Origin of the sequence: Kaistia dalseonensis (assembly GCF_030814715.1) — a bacterium.
Taxonomy (GTDB): Bacteria; Pseudomonadota; Alphaproteobacteria; order Rhizobiales; family Kaistiaceae; genus Kaistia; species Kaistia dalseonensis.
Genome location: NZ_JAUSVO010000005.1, coordinates 320,265 through 337,670 on the forward strand (window position 1 = coordinate 320,265; position 17,406 = coordinate 337,670).

The following is a 17,406-nucleotide window of genomic DNA, read 5'->3' on the forward strand; positions in this document are numbered from 1 at the left end:
GCCTAGAGGCGGGCGTAAGCAGCCTGGACCGCGGCATTGGCCGCGTCGAGCGCCTGTTCCGGCGTCTTCGCGCCCGTCAGGACATCGCCCATCATCACCTGGATCTGGTTCGAGATCTCGGGATAGATCGGCACGCCCGGACGGGCCTGGCCATCGACCAGCGCGGCGGCGAAGGCCTTGTTGGCGTCGGACTTGAACACATCATACTTGCCGAACAACGCCTTCGAGGTCGGAAGCTGCTGCTGCAGGGCATTACCGGCACCGGAGTAGATCTCCTTGGCAATGCCGGCGCACATGGCGACCTTTTCAGGGTCCGACGAGAACGCGCCGATCGTCCAGCCGCCCGTGCCCGTCGAGCGCTCGTCCTTCGTCGGACCGGGAATGGCCGAGAAGGTCCACTTCGCGAACTCTTCGGGCTCCAGCGTGCTCTTCAGCTGGGCGAGCTGCCAGTTGCCGCCGATGAACAGCGCCGTCGTGCCGGCCGCGGCGGCCGCGTTGAACTCGTCATAGTTGACGATGGTGGCGATACGCTTCGGAGCGGCGCCGGAATCGACCAGATCCTTGAAGTAGTTGACGGCCTTCAGGAACTTCGCCCGGTTTTCACCCTCGGCGAAGATCGGCTTGCCGCTGTCGTCGACGAGGCTGCCGCCCTGGGCCCAGAAATTGGCCAGCCAGTCGAACGTCGTGCCTTCCCAGCGGCCGCCATTGACGAGCACGCCTTCCATGCCCTTGTCCTTGGAGGCGATGGCGGCTGCCTTCAGCTCATCCCAGGTCTGCGGTGCGTCGGCAACGATCTCCTTGTTGCGGTAGAGCACGCGCAGATCGGTATCCCACCACCACGCATAGATCTTGCCATCCTTGCCCGTGATGCCCGAGCGGACGAACGGGAACAGATCGGCGATTTCGTCGTCGCTGAAATACTCGTTGAGCGGCTTCAGAACGCCGGCATTCATGAACAGCGCGAGCACGAAACTGTCGACAGCGGCGCAGTCAGGGCCCGAGCCGGACTTGGTCTGCTCCAGCATGCGGGCCTGTTCCTGGCCGATGTTGTCCGACATGCGCTCCAGCTTGATCTGCCAGCCGGGATGCTTCTGGATGAAGTCGACGAACAGCTTCTGGTAGCCTTCGGCCACGGCCGGATCGGTGTTGCCGGGGCCATCGCCCGTGAGGCGGAAGCTCAGCACCTTGGGGGCGTCAGCCGGACCGACGCGGTCCTTGGTAATCATGTCATCGGCGAAGGCCGAACCGATAAAGCACGAGGCTACGGTCGCCAGCAGGGCGACACGGATCGATGCTCTCATAGCTGAGATTCTCCCTTGAACGTTTCCCAACCCTTTGGAAGACCTGCTTTTTGCGGCTTCCCACACGCCCGTTTCAGCGGCGCTTGAAAGAGAGTAAATCACTTTGCTTTCGTCACGGCAACGGGGCATTTGCGAATGATTCGCCCTCGATGGCCTGCGCCGGCGGCCTGCGATGGGCCAGTGAGGTGTCGTTTGCGCTTCGCCCGATGCATAGCCCCTTGTGCTGCATCGGCATTCCGGGGAGATTTCCCGCGCCCCAACGCGACCATCCGCCATCGCGGGACCAAGGCGCGCAGACGCCAGCAGGAGAGAAACGTGACCGAGACCGATTTCCATTCCTTTGCCGCCGAAGGCATTCGCGTGAGCGTTGATCTTCGCGGCGGCCACGTCAGGCAGCTCCAGGTCGAGCAAGGCGGCCGGACGATCGAGCCGATCCATACGGCGCCCTGGGTCGAGGATGCAGCGATTGCCGGCGACGAGGCGATCGTCCCCAATCTGCGCTTCCTCTCGGGTGATTTCTTCTGTGCGCCGTTCGGCTTCACCGAGCCCGGCGAAGGCCCGCCACATGGCTGGCCGGCCAATTCACGCTGGCGCCTGCTGGGTGTCGAGACCATCGCGGCCGGCGGCCGGGTGGCGCGCTACGAACTCGCACATGACGTTGCCGGTGCCCGGCTCATCAAGGAATTCACGCTGCGCGACGGCCACCCCTTCCTCTACCAGCGCCACATCTTCTTCGGCGGCGAAGGACCGATTCCCGTCGCAAACCACGGCATGACGCGCTTCGATGCGCCGGGCCGAATCTCCTTCTCGCCCAAGCTCTACGGCATGACGCCGGCAAATTCGCTCGAGCCGGATCCCGCCATCGGCCGCTCCGTCCTCGCCTATCCGGCCCGGTTCGACGATCCCGCCAGGGTCCCGCTGGCCGATGGCACCTCGGTCGATATCACCGCCTATCCCTTTGCCAGCCGGCACGAGGATTTCGTGATGATGATCGAGGACCCCGCCAATCCGCTCGGCTGGGCGACGGCCGCTCGGCCCGACAAGGGCGACATCTTCGTGTCCTTGAAGAGCCCGGCCGATTACCCCGTCACCATGTTCTGGTTCTCCAATGGCGGACGCGACTACGCGCCCTGGAACGGCCGCCATGTCGGCGTGCTCGGGATCGAGGAAGGTCGGACCTATGCCGGCATGGGCCGCGCCGCCTCGATCGCGCCCAATCCGTTGAATGAAGCCGGGATTGCGACGACGCTCGATCTGGTGCCGAACGGAGAGGCGTCCGTTCGCAACGTGATCGGTGGATTGCCGCTGCCGGAGGGCTGGACCCGCGTCGCGCAGGTGGAAGCCAGCGACGGCGTCCTGACCCTCCGCAATGACCAGGGCGAGCATGTCTCGGTGCCCTTCGATACGGGCTTCCTCGCCTGAGCGGATGCTACGCCTGACAGCGGAGCCGCACCGGGGCCTTGACCCTGGGCGGCGCGTCGCCGATAGCACGGACCGTTCCTTTCATATCCGGAATTGACCCACAGGAGTTTCCAGCATGACGACGATCACCCGCATCGAGCCCGGCGCACGCATGAGCCAGGCCGTGGTCTATGGCGACATGGTCTATCTCGCCGGCCAGGTCGGCCCGACCGGTGACGACGTTGCGAGCCAGACCAAATCGGCGCTGGCCGAGGTCGATCGGCTGCTCGCGCTCGCCGGCTCCGACAAGTCGCGCATCCTCTCGGCCACGATCTGGCTCGCCGACATCAACGATTTCGCCGAGATGAATTCGGTCTGGGACGTCTGGGTCGACAAGTCGAATCCGCCGGCCCGCGCGACCGGCGAGGCGAAGCTCGCCGCCCCGAAATACAAGGTCGAGATCATCATCGTCGCCGCCAAGGCGTAAGGACCTTTATGGTCTCGGCACCGCTCAGACCGCGGTGCCGAATATGGCGCCGATGCCGGCGGTGATCGCCATGGCGAGAGCGCCCCAGAAGGTCACGCGCACCGTGGCCTTCACAATATCGGCCCCGCCGGCCTTGGCGCCGATCGCCCCCAGCAGCGCCAGGAAGGCGAGCGAAGCCACCGATACGGCCGGCACGACGTAGGGCGTGGGTGCAACCACCGCCATCAGCAGCGGCATAGCCGCACCGATCGAGAAGGTCGCAGCCGACGTCAGCGCCGCCTGGATCGGCCGCGCGGTCGTGATCTCGGAAATGCCGAGTTCATCGCGGGCATGGGCGCCGAGCGCATCCTTGGCCATCAACTGTTCGGCGACCTGCCTGGCCAGCGCCGGATCAAGGCCCCGCCCGACATAGATATTGGCGAGTTCCTGCCGCTCGGCCTCGATGTCGGTGGCAAGTTCGGTCCTTTCGCGGGCGAGATCGGCCTGCTCCGTGTCCGATTGCGAACTGACCGAGACATATTCACCCGCCGCCATCGACATCGCGCCGGCAACGAGTCCGGCGACGCCGGCGAGCAGAACCTCGCTCGGCCCGGTCGCGGCAGCCGCGACGCCGACGATCAGGCTCGACGTCGAGACAATGCCGTCATTGGCGCCGAGGACGGCGGCGCGCAGCCAACCGATCCGCTGCACGAGGTGGTTCTCGCGATGCGTAAGTGAGCGGGGCATTCGGCGTCCTTTCAATACGGCAGATGTTGGCCGCGATGCGCCGAATGTACCAGCTTGCGGGCCAACCCGCTCCGCGACCCTTGGCCCGCCTCAATCATCCCTTGGGCGGGAACGCCTGTCGCATGAAGTCGATATAGTCCTGAGGCGCCATCATCTGCTTCGCCTTGATGAATCCGCGCGCATCGTCACCGACCAGATAGCGCAGTTGATCCGTCCCGTCGGTGGCCGCCCCGTATATGACGGCCGCGACGTCATCGGAACTCATGGAGCGGGCGTTCGTCATGCGGCCGAAGGCGGCATTGGTCCGCGCGACGAAAGCGCTGTAGTCGGTCAATGTTGGATCCTGCGCCTGCCGGTCAGCCTGGCTTTCGCTGAACCGCGTCGCCGTCACGCCACCATGCGGGATGACGAGCTTCACCGCGATATCCTGCGAGCCGAGTTCATAGGAGAGCGCCTCGCTGAAGCCTTCCAACGCGAACTTGCTGGCGCAGTAGAGCGAGATCATCGGCAGCGTGAAGAGCCCCGCGCCGGAACTGACATTGACGATCACGCCACGTCCCGCAGCGCGGAAATGCGGCAGGACCGCCCGCGTGACATCCATGACGCCGAAGACGTTGACGTCGAACTGGGCCTGGACCTGCTCCCGGCTGATCGCTTCGAACAGGCCATACTGGCCATAGCCGGCATTGTTGACGAGGGCGTCTATCCGTCCAAAGCGGGCGAGCCCGGCCGCGATCGCGGCATCGATGCTGGCGGGCTCACTCACGTCGAGCCGCGTGACGAGCACGGTGCCCAACGCGGCGAGGTCGTTGCCGTCTTCGGGATTGCGCATCGTGGCGACGACGTTCCAGCCCTGCGCGGCGAAGAGGCGTGCGGTGGCGGCGCCGATGCCGGAGGAGGCACCAGTGATCAGGACGGTCTTCTTCATGAAAGTGAGCCTTTGGGAAACGAGGCGCCAAGCGCCGATCCACGGCAGATAGGCCCCTTCCACTGCTGTGATAATCAGCATATTTCCGGATGATCTCATGCAGGAAACCGCACAATGTCCCAAGCTGGGCTCTTCGAGCTGAACGCCGTCGCCGCCGTGGCATCGCATCGGAGCTTCCGGGCTGCGGCGGCCGAACTCGGTGTTTCGCCCTCTGCACTCAGCCACGCGATCGCAGCGCTCGAACAACGCCTCGGCGTTCGGCTCTTCAACCGCACCACACGCAGCGTCGGCCTCTCGGAGGCCGGCGAGCAGTTCCTCGCCAGGATCCGCCCGGCGCTGCGCGAAATCACGGACGCGATGGAAGCCGTCAACGCCTTTCGCGACACGCCAATCGGCACGCTGCGCATCAACACATCCGAAGGCGCGGCGCGGCGCATCATGACGCCGGTCGTGCTCGAATTCATGGCGCGCTATCCGGATATGCGGGTCGATCTTGTAACGGAAGGCCGGCTGGTCGACATCGTCGCCGACGGGTTCGATGCCGGCATACGCCTTGCCGAGGCCGTGCCGCGCGACATGATCGCCGTGCCCTGCAGCCCCGATCTGCGTTTTGCGGTCGTCGGCTCACCTGATTATTTCGCGAATAACCCGCCGCCGATCGTCCCGGCCGATCTGCTCAGCCATCGCTGCATCCGCACCCGCATGCCCAGCGGGACGGTCTTTCGCTGGGAGTTCGAGAAGCATGGCGAGGCGATCGCGCTCGACGTGGACGGGCCACTGACGCTCGACAATCACAATCTGATGCTCGAGGCAGCGGTCGGCGGCGCGGGACTCGCCTGGATGAGTGAATGGTCGGTTGCAACCGAGATCGCGACAGACCGGCTCGTGCGTGTGCTCGACGACTGGACGCCGCCCTATCCGGGCCTCAGGCTCTATTACCCTATGAACCGCCATGTGCCGGCGGGTTTGCGGGCCTTCATCGATCTCGTGAAGGAAACAATGGCGCGGCGCGCCTGAAGCGCTACCGAGCCTCCCAGATCAGCCGCAGGCCGAGCACGCCGATGACCGCGCCAGCGGCGCGGTCGATCCAGACCTTGGCGCGGAGATAGAAGGCCCGGGGCCGGGGCGAGGAGAAGGCGAACGCAACCAGCGCATACCAGGCGGTTTCCTGCAGGAAGATCAGCGGCGGCAGAGCGAGATCGAGCCAGCGCGGATGATCCGGCGGCAGCAAGGCCGCGAAGATCGCGCCGAAGACGGCGACGATCTTGGGATTGCTCAACTGTGTGAGCAGCCCCATGGCGAAGGAGCGGAACGGCGTGGCGCGCACCGCGCCTTCGAGCGAGGCCACCGCGACCGGCTCGCCAGCACCGCGCCAGATCCGATAGGCGAGATAGACCAGATAGAGGCCACCGGCGATCCGCAGCACCCGGTAGAGCTCGGCCGCCTCGGTCATCAGCGTCCTGAGGCCGAGCAATGCGAGAGCGCCGAAGATCATCGCGCCGACCCCCATGCCGACGGCGCCCGCGAGGCCGTCGACGCGCGACCGGGCGACCGATGTTCGTACGACATAGACAAAGCTCGGCCCCGGGCTGATCGCGCCGATCAGCAAGGCGCCGAGAATAGCAAAGAGTGCACCAGATGCGGTCATGGCCGGCTCCCACCGACGAAGAATTCTACTTTACGGCAACGATAGCGTGCGACGCTTCCATTTCCTATTGCGCTCCACCCGCCGGAATTTCTCGGGTCAGCCTTGCGCAACGGGCGGGGCACCGTAATCTGCGAACCCCGATCAGGGAGGCCGGATCGGCAGCATTTTTCGCTGCTCCGCTCGGGGTCTTCCTTGACAGGATCGGCCATTCGCAAGATCGTTGATGGTCTAACAAGTTTGCACCCACTAAAGCGCCATCGCCAGCCAGCCGGAGGTTCCTCATGGTCGACATCAAGGTCAGGAAATTCGTCACCGTCGTCGAGGAAATCCTCCATGAAGGCGGTCCGCCTGTGGATGTTCCGCCGAAGCGCGCGGCCATCGCGGCCGTGATCGAGAACCCCTTCGCGGGCCGTTTCGTCGAGGACATTGTCGGCCTGATGGACGATCTGAAGCCGCTCGGCCTGGACATGGCCGGGCGCCTGGTCGATGCGCTGGGCGGTGATCCCAAGGTCGTCGAGGGCTATGGCAAGGGCGCGATCGTTGGCGAGGCCGGCGAAATCGAGCATGGTGCGCTCTGGCATGTGCCCGGCGGCTATGCCATGCGCGAACTGCTCGGCGGCGCCAAGGCGATCGTTCCCTCGGCCAAGAAGGTCGGCACGCTCGGCACCAAGATCGACATTCCCATCACCCATATCGATGCTTCCTATGTGCGCAGCCATTTCGACGCGCTGGAGATCGGCATTGCCGATGCGCCGCGCCGCGACGAGATCGTGCTGGTGCTGGTGATGACCACAGGTCCGCGCGTGCATGCCCGCGTCGGCGGTCTCGCGGTCGCGGACATCAAGGTCGGGGACGGCCTGCGGTGAGCGCGCGCATCCGGAAGATCATCACCATCGTCGAGGAAACGCTGATCGAGGGCGGCAAGGCGGTTTCGCCGCCCACCCGGCGCGCCGCGGCTCTCGCGGTCATCGAGAACCCCTATGCGGGGCAATATGTCGAGGACCTGTCGCCGCTCTATGAGATCGGCGAGGAGCTGGGCGGCCTGCTTTCGGCCCGCGCCGTAGCCGCGCTCGGCGTTCCCGGCTCGAGCGTCGAGAGCTATGGCAAGGCCGCGGCGATCGGCGCCGATGGGGAGCTGGAGCACGGCGCCGCCATACTACACCCGAAGCTCGGCGCGCCGTTCCGCAAGGTGCTCGGCAAGGGCGCCGCGCTCATCCCCTCCTCCAAGAAGCGCACCGGTCCCGGCGCGCCGCTCGATATCCCGCTCGGCCACAAGGATGCGGCCTTTGTGCGGAGCCATTTCGACGGCATGGAGGTCAGCGTATCGGACGCGCCCCGTGCCGACGAGATCCTCGTCGCCGTCGCCGTGACCGATTCCGGGCGCCCGCATGCGCGCGTGGGCGGTCTGAAGAAGGACGAGATCAAGGGCGAGGACGGCCTGCGATAGAAGCCCGACGCGATGCCCGGCCTCGTCACGGGGCCGGGTCTCGCGCGGCGGCCCTACGGAACAAGCCGCACCTGTCAGGCTGCGTGCTTCGCCTGCGCCGCCTTGAGTTCGACCAGCTTCACCAGCACGTGCAGGGTTCGGTTGGCTGGTGTCGGAACGCCGAGTTCCTCGCCTTTCGCGACGACATAGCCGTTCAGATGGTCGATTTCGCTCGTCCTGCCGCGGGCGAGATCCTGCGCGGTCGAGGAATACTGGCCGGGCATGGTCGCGGGAAGAGCCGCAACGATATCCCAGATATTCGCCGGGACCGCGACGCCGGCGCGAGCCGCGACCGCGCGACACTCATCGACGACTTCCCGCATCAGCGCCGTGACGCCGGGCGCGACGGAGAACGTGCCATAGGGCAGCTGCGAAATCGCCGAAATGGCGTTGAAGGTGCAGTTGATGATCAGCTTGGTCCAGAGCGCCGCAGCGACATCGTCTGAAATGCGGGTCGGAATGCCGGCCTCTGCGAAGGCGGCCGCGATCGCGTCGTGTCCGGGGCCGGGACTGGCGACCAGTTCGCCGCGGCCGTGATGGCGCACATGGCCGGGCCCCGCCATTTCCGAGGCCACATAGACGACCACCGGAACAACGGGACGCCCCAGGACCGCCGCCAGCCGCTCGGCATTGTCGACACCGTTCTGTAGGCTCCACAGCGCCGTATCGGCGGCAAGGAACGGCGCGATATGTCGGCCGGCCTCGGCCGTATCGGTCGACTTGACGCAGAACAGCACGATGTCGGCGCCCGCGACACCGGCCGGCTCGCTTGTGGCCGTCACGGCGAGGCGCTCCGTCCTGCCCGCCATTTCGAGCACGAGGCCGTCGCTATTGATCGCCGCGACATGCCGGGGCCGGGCAATCAATGTTACGGAATGCCCCGCCCTGGCGAGCATGGCGCCATAGAAACAGCCGACCGCGCCGGCACCCATAACCGTGATTTTCACACTATCCCTCCCTCGAAGCCTGGGGCGGGATCTTATCGCCGCCGGCGCAGCCCGGCTCCGTCACGCCCGCATCGCGGCCATGACGAGAACGCATGACCGCGATGGGAGTGTCGTCGCTAGACGACCACCGCCATGGTGCTCGAAGGCGGCGTATTGCGCGAACGGCCGGTGCGGACGACACCGTCGATGATCGTCATGCTGATGCCGGGAATATCGCCGAGGCGGATGGCGTCCAGCAGCGTCGTGCCGGCCGAATGCTGGGGCTTGTCCATCAGCACGAAATCGGCCGAGCGGCCGATTTCGATCAATCCGCAATCGAGATCGCGCATGCGGGCGGTATTGCCGGTGGCAAAGCAGAACGCGATTTCCGGCGGGAGATTTCCGAGCGCCGCGAGATGCGCAATCGTGCGGATGATGCCGAGCGGCTGCACGCCGGAGCCCGCGGGGCCATCGGTTCCGAGAATGATGCGGTCGAGCTGACCGAGTTCGCGCGCCGTGTTCAGCGTCAGGAGCGCCGCGCGGAGGTTGCCGTTATGGACGATCTCCAGGCCGCGGCCGCACTGCTCGCAGAGGCAGACGATCTGGTCGTCGGGCAGTGCCGTATGGCCGCCATTGATATGGCCGATCACGTCCGTGTCGGCGGCGAGCACGACATCCTTGTCGATCAGTCCGGAGCCGGGGATCGAGGGGCCGCCGGTATGAATCGTCGAGATCATGCCGTATTTGCGCGCCCAGGCGACCATCTGGCGCGCCGTCTCGCCATCCTTGACCGAGCCGAGCCCGACTTCACCCAGCATCTTGACGCCGGCACTGGCGAGATCGCGGAAATCCTCCTCGACCATGCCCTTTTCGATGATCGGCGCGCCGGCATGGACCTTCACGCCGGATGGGCGAAAGGCCGAAAACTGGCGTTGTGCCGAAATTGCGAGCGCCTTCAGGCCAATAATGTCGGTCGGCCGGCCGGGCGTATGGGCCTCGCCGGCGGAGATCATGGTGGTGACGCCGCCATGCAGCGTCGAATCGATCCAGCCGATCTGGTTCTGGCGCGGCGTCCAGTCGCCGGCGACCGGGTGGACGTGGCTGTCGATCAGACCCGGCGTGATCGGGGACCCCTTGGCGTCGACCAGCGTGGTCGCGCCCTCGATGTCGAGGTCCTTCTCGCGGCCGAAGGCGGTGATCCGGCCGTTCTCGGCAATGATCGTGTCGGCATCGAGGATCGGATTGGTGATATCGCCCGAGAGCATGAGGCCGATATTCTTGATGACGAGCTTGGTCGGTCCACCATTCGCGGCCGGTGCATCATGACTCATGGCAGTTCCTTTCGATCGCACGCCGCGCGGAAGGGCGCAGCACTAATTGTCCGTGTTCGGTTCGCCATCGGCGACGCGAACCAGCATTTCCATGAACAGGGCGCGCTCGCTCGGCTTCAGCGGCGCGAGCACGCGGCGCCCGGCCTCGACGCTCTTGGCGAGAAGCGGCGCGGTGTAGCGCAGGCCCGCCTCCGACAGGCGGATCAGCGACAGCCGCTGGTCCTCCGCAGAGGCAGATCGCTCGACGAGGCCGTTCTTGGCGAGCTTGCGGATCACGATGCTGATCGTGGATGGATCCATCGCGGTCAGCCGCCCGAGCTGGTTCTGCGAGACCTCGCCATGGCGCATGATCGTCGCGAGCGCGGCCATCTGCGTCGGCGTCAGGTCGTGCTCGCCCATGACCTCCTGAAAGTGCATCGTCGCGCGCTGATGCGCCCGGCGGATAACGTGGGCAGGGTGGACGGTGAGCTCATAGCCGGACGAAGCGAACGCGTCCTGGACCCAGGCTTCCGAAAGCGCGGCCTCGGTCGCGCCGGAGGGTCCGTCCTCGTCCGGAACCATCGTCTCCGCCGCCACCTGCTTCTTCAATGCCATCCGCCCGTCCTTGCATGCCATTCGGCGCGGCCTTCCGGCCGTCCGCGTCTTCGATCGTTCAAGCCGCGATCTGCTCGTTCTCGATCACCAGCCCCGATGTCAGGGCCGCCACGACGGCGGCGCTGTCGCTGACGACGCCGAAATGGGTGGCGATATCGTACAGCGTCGATTCCTGCTCGCGGGGGCCCGTGGCCGCGCAGCAATCGCGCGGCACCACGACCTCATAGCCGTTGAAGAAAGCGTCGTGAACCGTCGATCGCACGCAAATATTGGTCACGACCCCGAACACCACCAGTTGGTCGACGAGCATGTCCTTCAGCACCAGGTCGAGATCGGTCTGGAAGAAGCTCGAATAGCGATGCTTGATGACGTGGATCTCGTCCTCGCGCGCGCCGAGGTCCTCGATGATCTCGGTTGCCCAGGTGCCCTCGACGCCGTGCGGCGTGCGCTTCACCCATTCGCGGTCGCGGCGCATGTTCTTGCGATGGCTGTCATGGACCCAGATGACCGGCGCGCCGACCTTGCGCGCGGCGTCGATCACGGCGAGCTGGGGGCCGACCAGCGTCTCGTAGCCGGGCAGGACCATCCGGCCGCCCGGCTTGCAGAACTCGTTGATCATGTCGACCACGATCACCGCAGTGCGGGCGGGATCGAGCTTCGCCTGTTCGGCGTTCATGTGGGACGAGAAGACGTCGACGGACATTTTGGCTCCTCAGGTGAGTGTGCGTCAGTGGGTGATGCGAAGCTTAGGGCGCCAAATCACGTCCGCAACCCAAGCTCCGTCATCCCCGCGAAAGCGGGGATCCATCAAGGCCTGAGACGCCTCAGGACTTGATGGATCCCGGGTCAAGCCCGGGATGACGGCGTGTGGGTGAACGGACATAGCGTCACCTAGTCTCGCAGCAGAGAATAAAGCAGATCGAAGAAGCGATCGGCATCGACTTCCTTCGCGATCTGGGCGTTGGGCGGCAGGCCGCGCTCGTTCCAGAAATCAGCCACCGTTGCGCCGAAGGTGTAGGTGCCAGTCAGGTCGACGCCGATATGGGCCGGGCGCGAGCGCACCAGAGTCGGATCGATGATCAGCGCCAGCGCCAGCGGATCGTGCAACGCGCCGCCGACACCCATGGAATCGCGATGCAGCTTCTCGTAGAAGCGCAGCCAATCGAGCACGACGCGGCCGAGCTCGCTGTCGATCTTCTCAAATTCGGCATATTGCGGCTCCTCGACGAGCACCTGCATGGTGACATCGAGGCCGACCATGGTGATCGGCACGCCGCTGTCGAGCACGATCTTCAGCGCCTCCGGATCGCAGAAGGCGTTGAACTCGGTCGGCGTGATGATCTCGCTCTTGCGCCAGAAGACGCCGCCCATCCAGGTGATGTCTTTGATCTTCGGCAGCAGCTCGGGATATTTCAGTACGAAGAGGCCGAGATTGCAGAGCGGGCCGGTCGCCACGATACGCAGCGGCTCGTCGCGCTCGCGCAGCGTCTTGGCGATGAAATCGACCGCATGCAGCTTCTCGACCGTCTTGGTTGCCTGCGGCAGATAGGGCGAGCCCTCGAGGCCGCTCGGGCCGTCGGCGGTGCCGAGCACCAGCGGGCGGGCGAGCGGGCGCACGCAGCCGGCCGCGACCGGGACATCGCCGGCGCCGATGAATTCCAGGATGCGCAGCGTGTTGGATACCGTCTTTTCCGGCTCGGCATTGCCGCAGACGACGGTGACGCCGAGAAGATCGATCGCCTTGGAGCGATGCGCCATCACAAGCGCGATCGCGTCGTCATGGCCGGGATCACAATCGAGGATGATCGGGGTCGGGCGGGTGGTGGTCATATCGGTATTCGTCATTTCCCTGCCCTCACGCGGCCGACTGATAGCGGACGATCGTGTCCTTGAAGAGCTGCATGAAGCGGCGTCCATCGACATCGGTGCACACGCGGGTGGTCTTCGGCCCGCCGCCCGGCAACAACTGGCGTCCGCGATAGGCGACCGTCTGGCCGCGTGCGATTCCCGGGTTGAGCACGATATCGACGAACATCGGCTCGCTCATGGTGCAGAGCGTCGGATCGAAGGCGAGCGCGACGGTGATGATATCGTCCATCGGGAAGCCGACGAGATCGAAGAACTCGCGCCAGATGTCGATATAGATCGGAAAGCTGTCCTGCAGCATGGCGAGCACCGGATGATCGCCAGCGTCCTTCAGATCGGCCAGATCATCGCGGGTCAGCATGCTCGCCGCCGCGCGATTATCCTCGCAGACGTCGAGCGGCACCAGGATGGTCTCGACACCCTGGTTGAGTACGACGCGGGCGGCCTCAGGATCGGCCCAGATATTGTATTCGGAGAGCGGCGTGATGTTGCCGGGGGTGACGAAATTGCCGCCGAGCAGGACCATGCGCTTCAGCGCCGGGCCGATCTTCGGCTCCTGCAGGAACGCCATGGCGAGATTGGTCATCGGGCCGGTCACGACCATGGTGATCTCGCCGGGCGAACCCAGAACCGTGTCGATGATGAAATCGACCGCATGCTTGTCGATGACCTTCAAGGTCGGCGTTGGCGCGGGCGGGTTGAACTTCTTCAGCCGGTCGCCGAAGCGCGCGACGAGCCGCTTCTCGAAATGAACCGGGGCCTCCATATCGGCCTTCGAATTGCCCACGATCGGGCGCCAGGCCCCTTTGGCGACCGGAATATCGCCACGGCCTGCCAGCGCCAGCGTGTTGAGCACGACATTGGTGACCTGCTCGATCGGACCGGCGGCACCAGTGCAGGTGGTGACGCCTTCGAGCTTGATCGACGGCGAAACCGCCGCGAAGAGCACCGCCAGAATGTCGTCGCCTGCGGAATCGACGTCGAGAATGATGCGTTCCATTTTATCCCCTCGTCACGGCTTTTTCGGCGTCCGTGGCGGCGTTTGGTTTGACGGAAAGAGCGCGGCCCATCGAGGCGAGAGTTTCCTGGATGATGCGCGGACGCGCCCGGTAGGAGAGAGCGAACAGCGCAATCAGCGCCACGAGATAGGGAACGGCGAGCACGAGATAGGACGAGATGCCGAAGGTCTGCAGGCGCAGCGACAGCGCATCCGAGAAACCGAACAGCAGGCATCCAAGCAGGATCTTGAGCGGATCGCCATTGGAGAAGATCAGGATCGCCACGGCCATAAAGCCGCGGCCGGACGACATGTTCTCGGTGAACATGGTCGTGTAGCCGAGCGAAAGATGCGCGCCGGCAAGGCCCGCGAGCAGGCCGCAGAGCAGCGAGGAGACATAGCGGATGCGCGCGATCGAAATGCCGAGCGCTTCGGCCGCCTCCGGCTTCTCGCCGACGACGCGGATATAAAGTCCGAGCCGCGAGCGATTGTAGAACAGGATCAGCACCGGAACGAGGATGAAGGCGACATAGACGAGCGGCGTATAGCCCGAGATCATCTGGCCGAACCAGCCGAGATCGCGCGCATTGGGCAGCCGTAGCACCGGCAGGCCGACCAGGCCGTGGCCGAAGATCGAGCCGCGCGTGCCGAAGATCGCCTTGAGGAGCGAGACCGTCATGCCGCCCGCCAGGATATTGAGGGCGAGGCCGACCACGACCTCGTTCGCCTTGAAGGTGACGACGAGGAGCGCGAAGACGAAGGCGAGCACGAGGGCCGCCGCCACGCCACAGAGCACGCCGATCCAGGGCGAACCGGTGAAGATCGTGCCGATCACAGCGAAGAAGGCGCCGACCAGCATCTGGCCTTCAAGCCCGATATTGAAGATGCCGGCCTTGGTGGTAAACGAGCCGCCGAGGGCGACGAGCAGGATCGGCGCGGTGGTGCGCAAGGTTGCGACCACGAGGGCGACATTGAAGAGACGTTCTAGAACTTCCATCGCCGCTCCCCCGCCGTCGAATCCGAAGCGCGTCGTTTGATCGTGATCTGTGCTGAAACCGCGAGGATGATCAGGGCCTGGATGACCGTGATGATCTCGCGCGAGGCGGTGGTGTCGACTTCGAGCAGAAGCGAGCCGCTCCTCAGCGCGCCGAAGAAGAGCGCCGTGAAGATCGTGCCGATCGGGCTGCCATTGGCGAGCAGCGCCGCGATCACGCCATCGAAGCCAAAGCCCGGCGCGAAGCCTTCCATGAAGCGGTGATGCACGCCGAGCGCCTCGACGCCACCGGCAAGGCCACCGACGGCGCCCGATGCGAGCAGCACGACGAAGATCTGCCGCTTGATGTCGATGCCGCCATATTCGGCGAATTTCGGGTTGGCCCCCATCTCGCTCACCGCATAGCCGCGCGACATGCGCGTGAAGAAGAAATGCACGGCGCAGGCCAGCACCAGGCCGATGATCAGCCCCCAGTTCAGACGCGAGAACGAGAACAGTTCCGGCAGATAGGCGCTCTCATGGATCGGCGGCGTCTCGGAAAGGCCGCCGGGGCGCTTGAAGATGTTGATGGTCAGGTAAGAGGTGACCAGGATCGCGACATAGTTCGCCAGGATCGTCGAGACGACCTCGTTGGTGTTGTAGCGGGCACGGAAGAAGGCCGGGATCGCAATCCAGGCCATGCCGGCGATAATCGCGACCGCCATGGCCAGCAGCAGATGCAGCACGGGCGGCAGGTTGAACGAGAAACCGACCCAGGTCGCCCAGAAGCCGCCCATGAAGAGCTGGCCCTCAATGCCGATATTGAACAGGCCGGCACGGAGCGAGATGCAGGCGGCGATGCCGCAGATCAGGATTGGCGTCGTCTGCAACAGCGTGCCGGCGATGCGCTCGGGATTGCCGAAGGCGCCGTTCAAGAGCGTGACGAGGACGCGCAGGGGGCTCTCGTCGACCGTCAGGATGACGATCGCGCCGAGTCCGAGCGCGAAGAGAATGGCCAGCGCCTGGCCCAGAAGGCTGTCAATGCGATCCGACATCAGGCGGCTCCCCGCGCTGAGGCGCCGGAGCCGGGGCGCACGCCGGCCATCAGCATGCCGATTTCCTCCTCGTCGACACGGTCGCCCGGCAATTCGCCCATGACGGTGCCGTTGAACATCACGAGGATGCGGTCGGCGAGCGCGGAGAGCTCGTCGAGCTGGACCGAGATCAGCAGGATCGCCTTGCCGGCCTCGCGCTGGCGCATGATCTCGCCATGGATCGCCTCCTGCGCGCCAATGTCGACGCCGCGCGTCGGCTGGTCGATCAGCAGAAAGCCGGCATCGCCGGAAAATTCGCGGGCGAGCACCACCTTCTGGATATTGCCGCCGGAGAGGCTCTTCACCGGCGATTCCGGGCCTCGGGCGCGGATGTCGAAACGCTTGATCAGCGCCGTCGTCTGTTCCGTCAGGTAGCGGTGATCGATAATGCCGCTTCGCGACCAGGGCTTCTGGTCCTGCCGACCCATCAACATGTTGAGCGCGATCGAGGCGTTGCGATCGACGCCACGCACGAGGCGGTCGCCCGGCACATGCGCAATGCCGGCAGCGCGGATGGCACGCGCCGAAAGCCCGGTGATCGGTCGTCCCTGCAGCCTGATCGCGCCATGACTGGATGGACGCAGGCCCGACAGCACTTCAGCGAGTTCGGTCTGGCCGTTGCCCGCGACGCCGGCAATGCCAACGATCTCGCCCGCCCTGACCTTGAACGAGACGCCGCGCAGCGCCTGGACCCGGCGCTCGTCGCGACACCAGAGGTCCTCGACCTCGAGCACGGTCTTGCCCGATGTCGGCGGACGGGGGCGGCGATCGAAGGAGACGAAGCGGCCGACCATCATCTGAACGAGATCGGACTTGGTCAGTTCGGCCGTCGGCCGCGTCGCGACTTCCTTGCCATGGCGCAGCACCGTGACCGTATCGGAGACCTCCATCACCTCTTCCAGATGATGCGAGATGAACAGCACCGTCATGCCCTGGGCGACAAAGCCGCGAAGTGTCTGGAAGAGTTCGCGGCTTTCCTGCGGCGTCAGCACGGCCGTCGGCTCGTCGAGAATGATCGTCCGCGCGCCGCGCACCAGCACCTTGAGGATCTCGATCCTCTGTTCAATGCCGACGGAGAGAAGCCCGACGCGCTCACTCGGATCGACCTGCAGGCCGAATTGCTTCGAGAGGGATGCCGTCCTTTCGATCTGCGCCTTGTGGTCGATCAGCCCACCCTTGCGGATCTCCATGCCGAGGAAGACATTTTCAGCCACCGTCAGCGACGGCACGAGCTTGAAGTGCTGGTGCACCATGCCGATCCCGGCGGCGATGGCGGCTGCCGGATTGGGCAGGATCTTCTTCTCGCCATCGATCCAGATCTCGCCCTCATCGGGCTGCAACAGGCCGAAGAGCACATTCATCAGTGTCGTCTTGCCGGCGCCGTTCTCGCCAATGATCGCGTGAATCCGGCCGCGTTCGACGGCGAGGTTCACGCCTTCATTGGCGACGAACGAACCGAACCGCTTGGTGATCGATTTGAGCTCGATGGCGAAGGGCATGGGGTGACGATCCGTGCGGGCGAACGCTTTCTAAACCTCCCCCTTGAGGGGAGGTCGAAGGCGCCGAGCGAAGCGACAGCGGCTTCGGGAGGGGGGTGCTTCTGCGAAAGGGCCGAAGCCTTCGCCGGCCAAGAGCCCCCTCCCCAAAA

General features: G+C 65.2%; 18 protein-coding genes. 5 read left to right on the forward strand and 13 right to left on the reverse strand.

Annotated elements, in window-relative coordinates; all coding sequences use genetic code 11:
- Nucleotides 1-2 precede the first annotated feature (2 nt).
- On the reverse strand, nt 3-1,301 hold the full coding sequence (locus QO014_RS18665; RefSeq protein WP_266350250.1) for an extracellular solute-binding protein: 1,299 nt from the start codon (nt 1,299-1,301) through the stop codon (nt 3-5).
- A 315-nt stretch (nt 1,302-1,616) separates the two neighbouring features.
- Between QO014_RS18665 and QO014_RS18670 the strand changes: the two genes are divergently transcribed.
- On the forward strand, nt 1,617-2,723 hold the full coding sequence (locus tag QO014_RS18670; RefSeq protein ID WP_266350251.1) for a hypothetical protein: 1,107 nt from the start codon (nt 1,617-1,619) through the stop codon (nt 2,721-2,723).
- A gap of 115 nt (nt 2,724-2,838) precedes the next feature.
- Nucleotides 2,839-3,189: a RidA family protein gene (locus QO014_RS18675; RefSeq protein ID WP_266350252.1), complete on the forward strand. Its 351-nt coding sequence runs from the start codon at nt 2,839-2,841 to the stop codon at nt 3,187-3,189.
- A gap of 24 nt (nt 3,190-3,213) precedes the next feature.
- Here the strand turns inward: QO014_RS18675 and QO014_RS18680 are convergent, their stop codons facing one another.
- Nucleotides 3,214-3,915, reverse strand: a complete 702-nt coding sequence (locus tag QO014_RS18680; RefSeq protein ID WP_266350253.1) for a VIT1/CCC1 transporter family protein — start codon at nt 3,913-3,915, stop codon at nt 3,214-3,216.
- Nucleotides 3,916-4,009: 94 nt separating this feature from the next.
- Complete coding sequence (locus tag QO014_RS18685; RefSeq protein WP_266350254.1) at nt 4,010-4,843, reverse strand: SDR family oxidoreductase; 834 nt, start codon at nt 4,841-4,843, stop codon at nt 4,010-4,012.
- 114 nt (nt 4,844-4,957) lie between these two features.
- On the opposite strand from QO014_RS18685, the gene QO014_RS18690 reads away from it, so the two are divergent.
- Complete coding sequence (locus QO014_RS18690; protein WP_266350255.1) at nt 4,958-5,860, forward strand: LysR family transcriptional regulator; 903 nt, start codon at nt 4,958-4,960, stop codon at nt 5,858-5,860.
- A gap of 4 nt (nt 5,861-5,864) precedes the next feature.
- Here QO014_RS18690 and QO014_RS18695 read toward each other — a convergent pair whose 3' ends face one another.
- The gene (locus tag QO014_RS18695; protein ID WP_266350256.1) at nt 5,865-6,491 is read right to left on the reverse strand and encodes a LysE family translocator; all 627 of its coding nucleotides are present in this window, start codon (nt 6,489-6,491) and stop codon (nt 5,865-5,867) included.
- A gap of 281 nt (nt 6,492-6,772) precedes the next feature.
- Between QO014_RS18695 and QO014_RS18700 the strand changes: the two genes are divergently transcribed.
- Together QO014_RS18700 and QO014_RS18705 are read left to right on the forward strand one after the other, a co-directional pair.
- Nucleotides 6,773-7,357: an amino acid synthesis family protein gene (locus tag QO014_RS18700; protein ID WP_266350257.1), complete on the forward strand. Its 585-nt coding sequence runs from the start codon at nt 6,773-6,775 to the stop codon at nt 7,355-7,357.
- Nucleotides 7,354-7,938: an amino acid synthesis family protein gene (locus QO014_RS18705; protein ID WP_266350258.1), complete on the forward strand. Its 585-nt coding sequence runs from the start codon at nt 7,354-7,356 to the stop codon at nt 7,936-7,938. The genes QO014_RS18700 and QO014_RS18705 overlap by 4 nt, the downstream gene beginning before the upstream one ends.
- A 74-nt stretch (nt 7,939-8,012) precedes the next feature.
- Here the strand turns inward: QO014_RS18705 and QO014_RS18710 are convergent, their stop codons facing one another.
- From QO014_RS18710 to QO014_RS18750, 9 genes are all read right to left on the reverse strand, one after another.
- Nucleotides 8,013-8,924: a ketopantoate reductase family protein gene (locus QO014_RS18710; protein WP_266350259.1), complete on the reverse strand. Its 912-nt coding sequence runs from the start codon at nt 8,922-8,924 to the stop codon at nt 8,013-8,015.
- A 116-nt stretch (nt 8,925-9,040) separates the two neighbouring features.
- Entirely contained in the window at nt 9,041-10,234 is a 1,194-nt protein-coding gene (locus QO014_RS18715) for an amidohydrolase family protein (RefSeq protein ID WP_266350260.1), read from the reverse strand.
- Between the two features lie 42 nt (nt 10,235-10,276).
- Nucleotides 10,277-10,828: a MarR family winged helix-turn-helix transcriptional regulator gene (locus tag QO014_RS18720; RefSeq protein ID WP_266350261.1), complete on the reverse strand. Its 552-nt coding sequence runs from the start codon at nt 10,826-10,828 to the stop codon at nt 10,277-10,279.
- 58 nt (nt 10,829-10,886) lie between these two features.
- Nucleotides 10,887-11,531: a cysteine hydrolase family protein gene (locus tag QO014_RS18725; RefSeq protein ID WP_266350262.1), complete on the reverse strand. Its 645-nt coding sequence runs from the start codon at nt 11,529-11,531 to the stop codon at nt 10,887-10,889.
- A gap of 188 nt (nt 11,532-11,719) precedes the next feature.
- Entirely contained in the window at nt 11,720-12,673 is a 954-nt protein-coding gene (locus QO014_RS18730; protein ID WP_266350263.1) for a nucleoside hydrolase, read from the reverse strand.
- Between the two features lie 10 nt (nt 12,674-12,683).
- Nucleotides 12,684-13,694: a nucleoside hydrolase gene (locus QO014_RS18735; protein WP_266350264.1), complete on the reverse strand. Its 1,011-nt coding sequence runs from the start codon at nt 13,692-13,694 to the stop codon at nt 12,684-12,686.
- Between the two features lies 1 nt (nt 13,695).
- Nucleotides 13,696-14,688 (reverse strand): ABC transporter permease, encoded by a 993-nt coding sequence (locus QO014_RS18740; protein ID WP_266350265.1) that lies wholly within the window; start codon nt 14,686-14,688, stop codon nt 13,696-13,698.
- Nucleotides 14,676-15,719: an ABC transporter permease gene (locus QO014_RS18745; RefSeq protein ID WP_266350266.1), complete on the reverse strand. Its 1,044-nt coding sequence runs from the start codon at nt 15,717-15,719 to the stop codon at nt 14,676-14,678. The genes QO014_RS18740 and QO014_RS18745 overlap by 13 nt, the downstream gene beginning before the upstream one ends.
- Nucleotides 15,719-17,257 carry an ABC transporter ATP-binding protein gene (locus QO014_RS18750; RefSeq protein WP_266350267.1) on the reverse strand — a complete coding sequence of 513 codons (1,539 nt, stop codon included), beginning with the start codon at nt 17,255-17,257 and terminating at the stop codon, nt 15,719-15,721. Before QO014_RS18750 ends, QO014_RS18745 begins: the two co-directional genes overlap by 1 nt.
- Nucleotides 17,258-17,406: the final 149 nt, after the last annotated feature.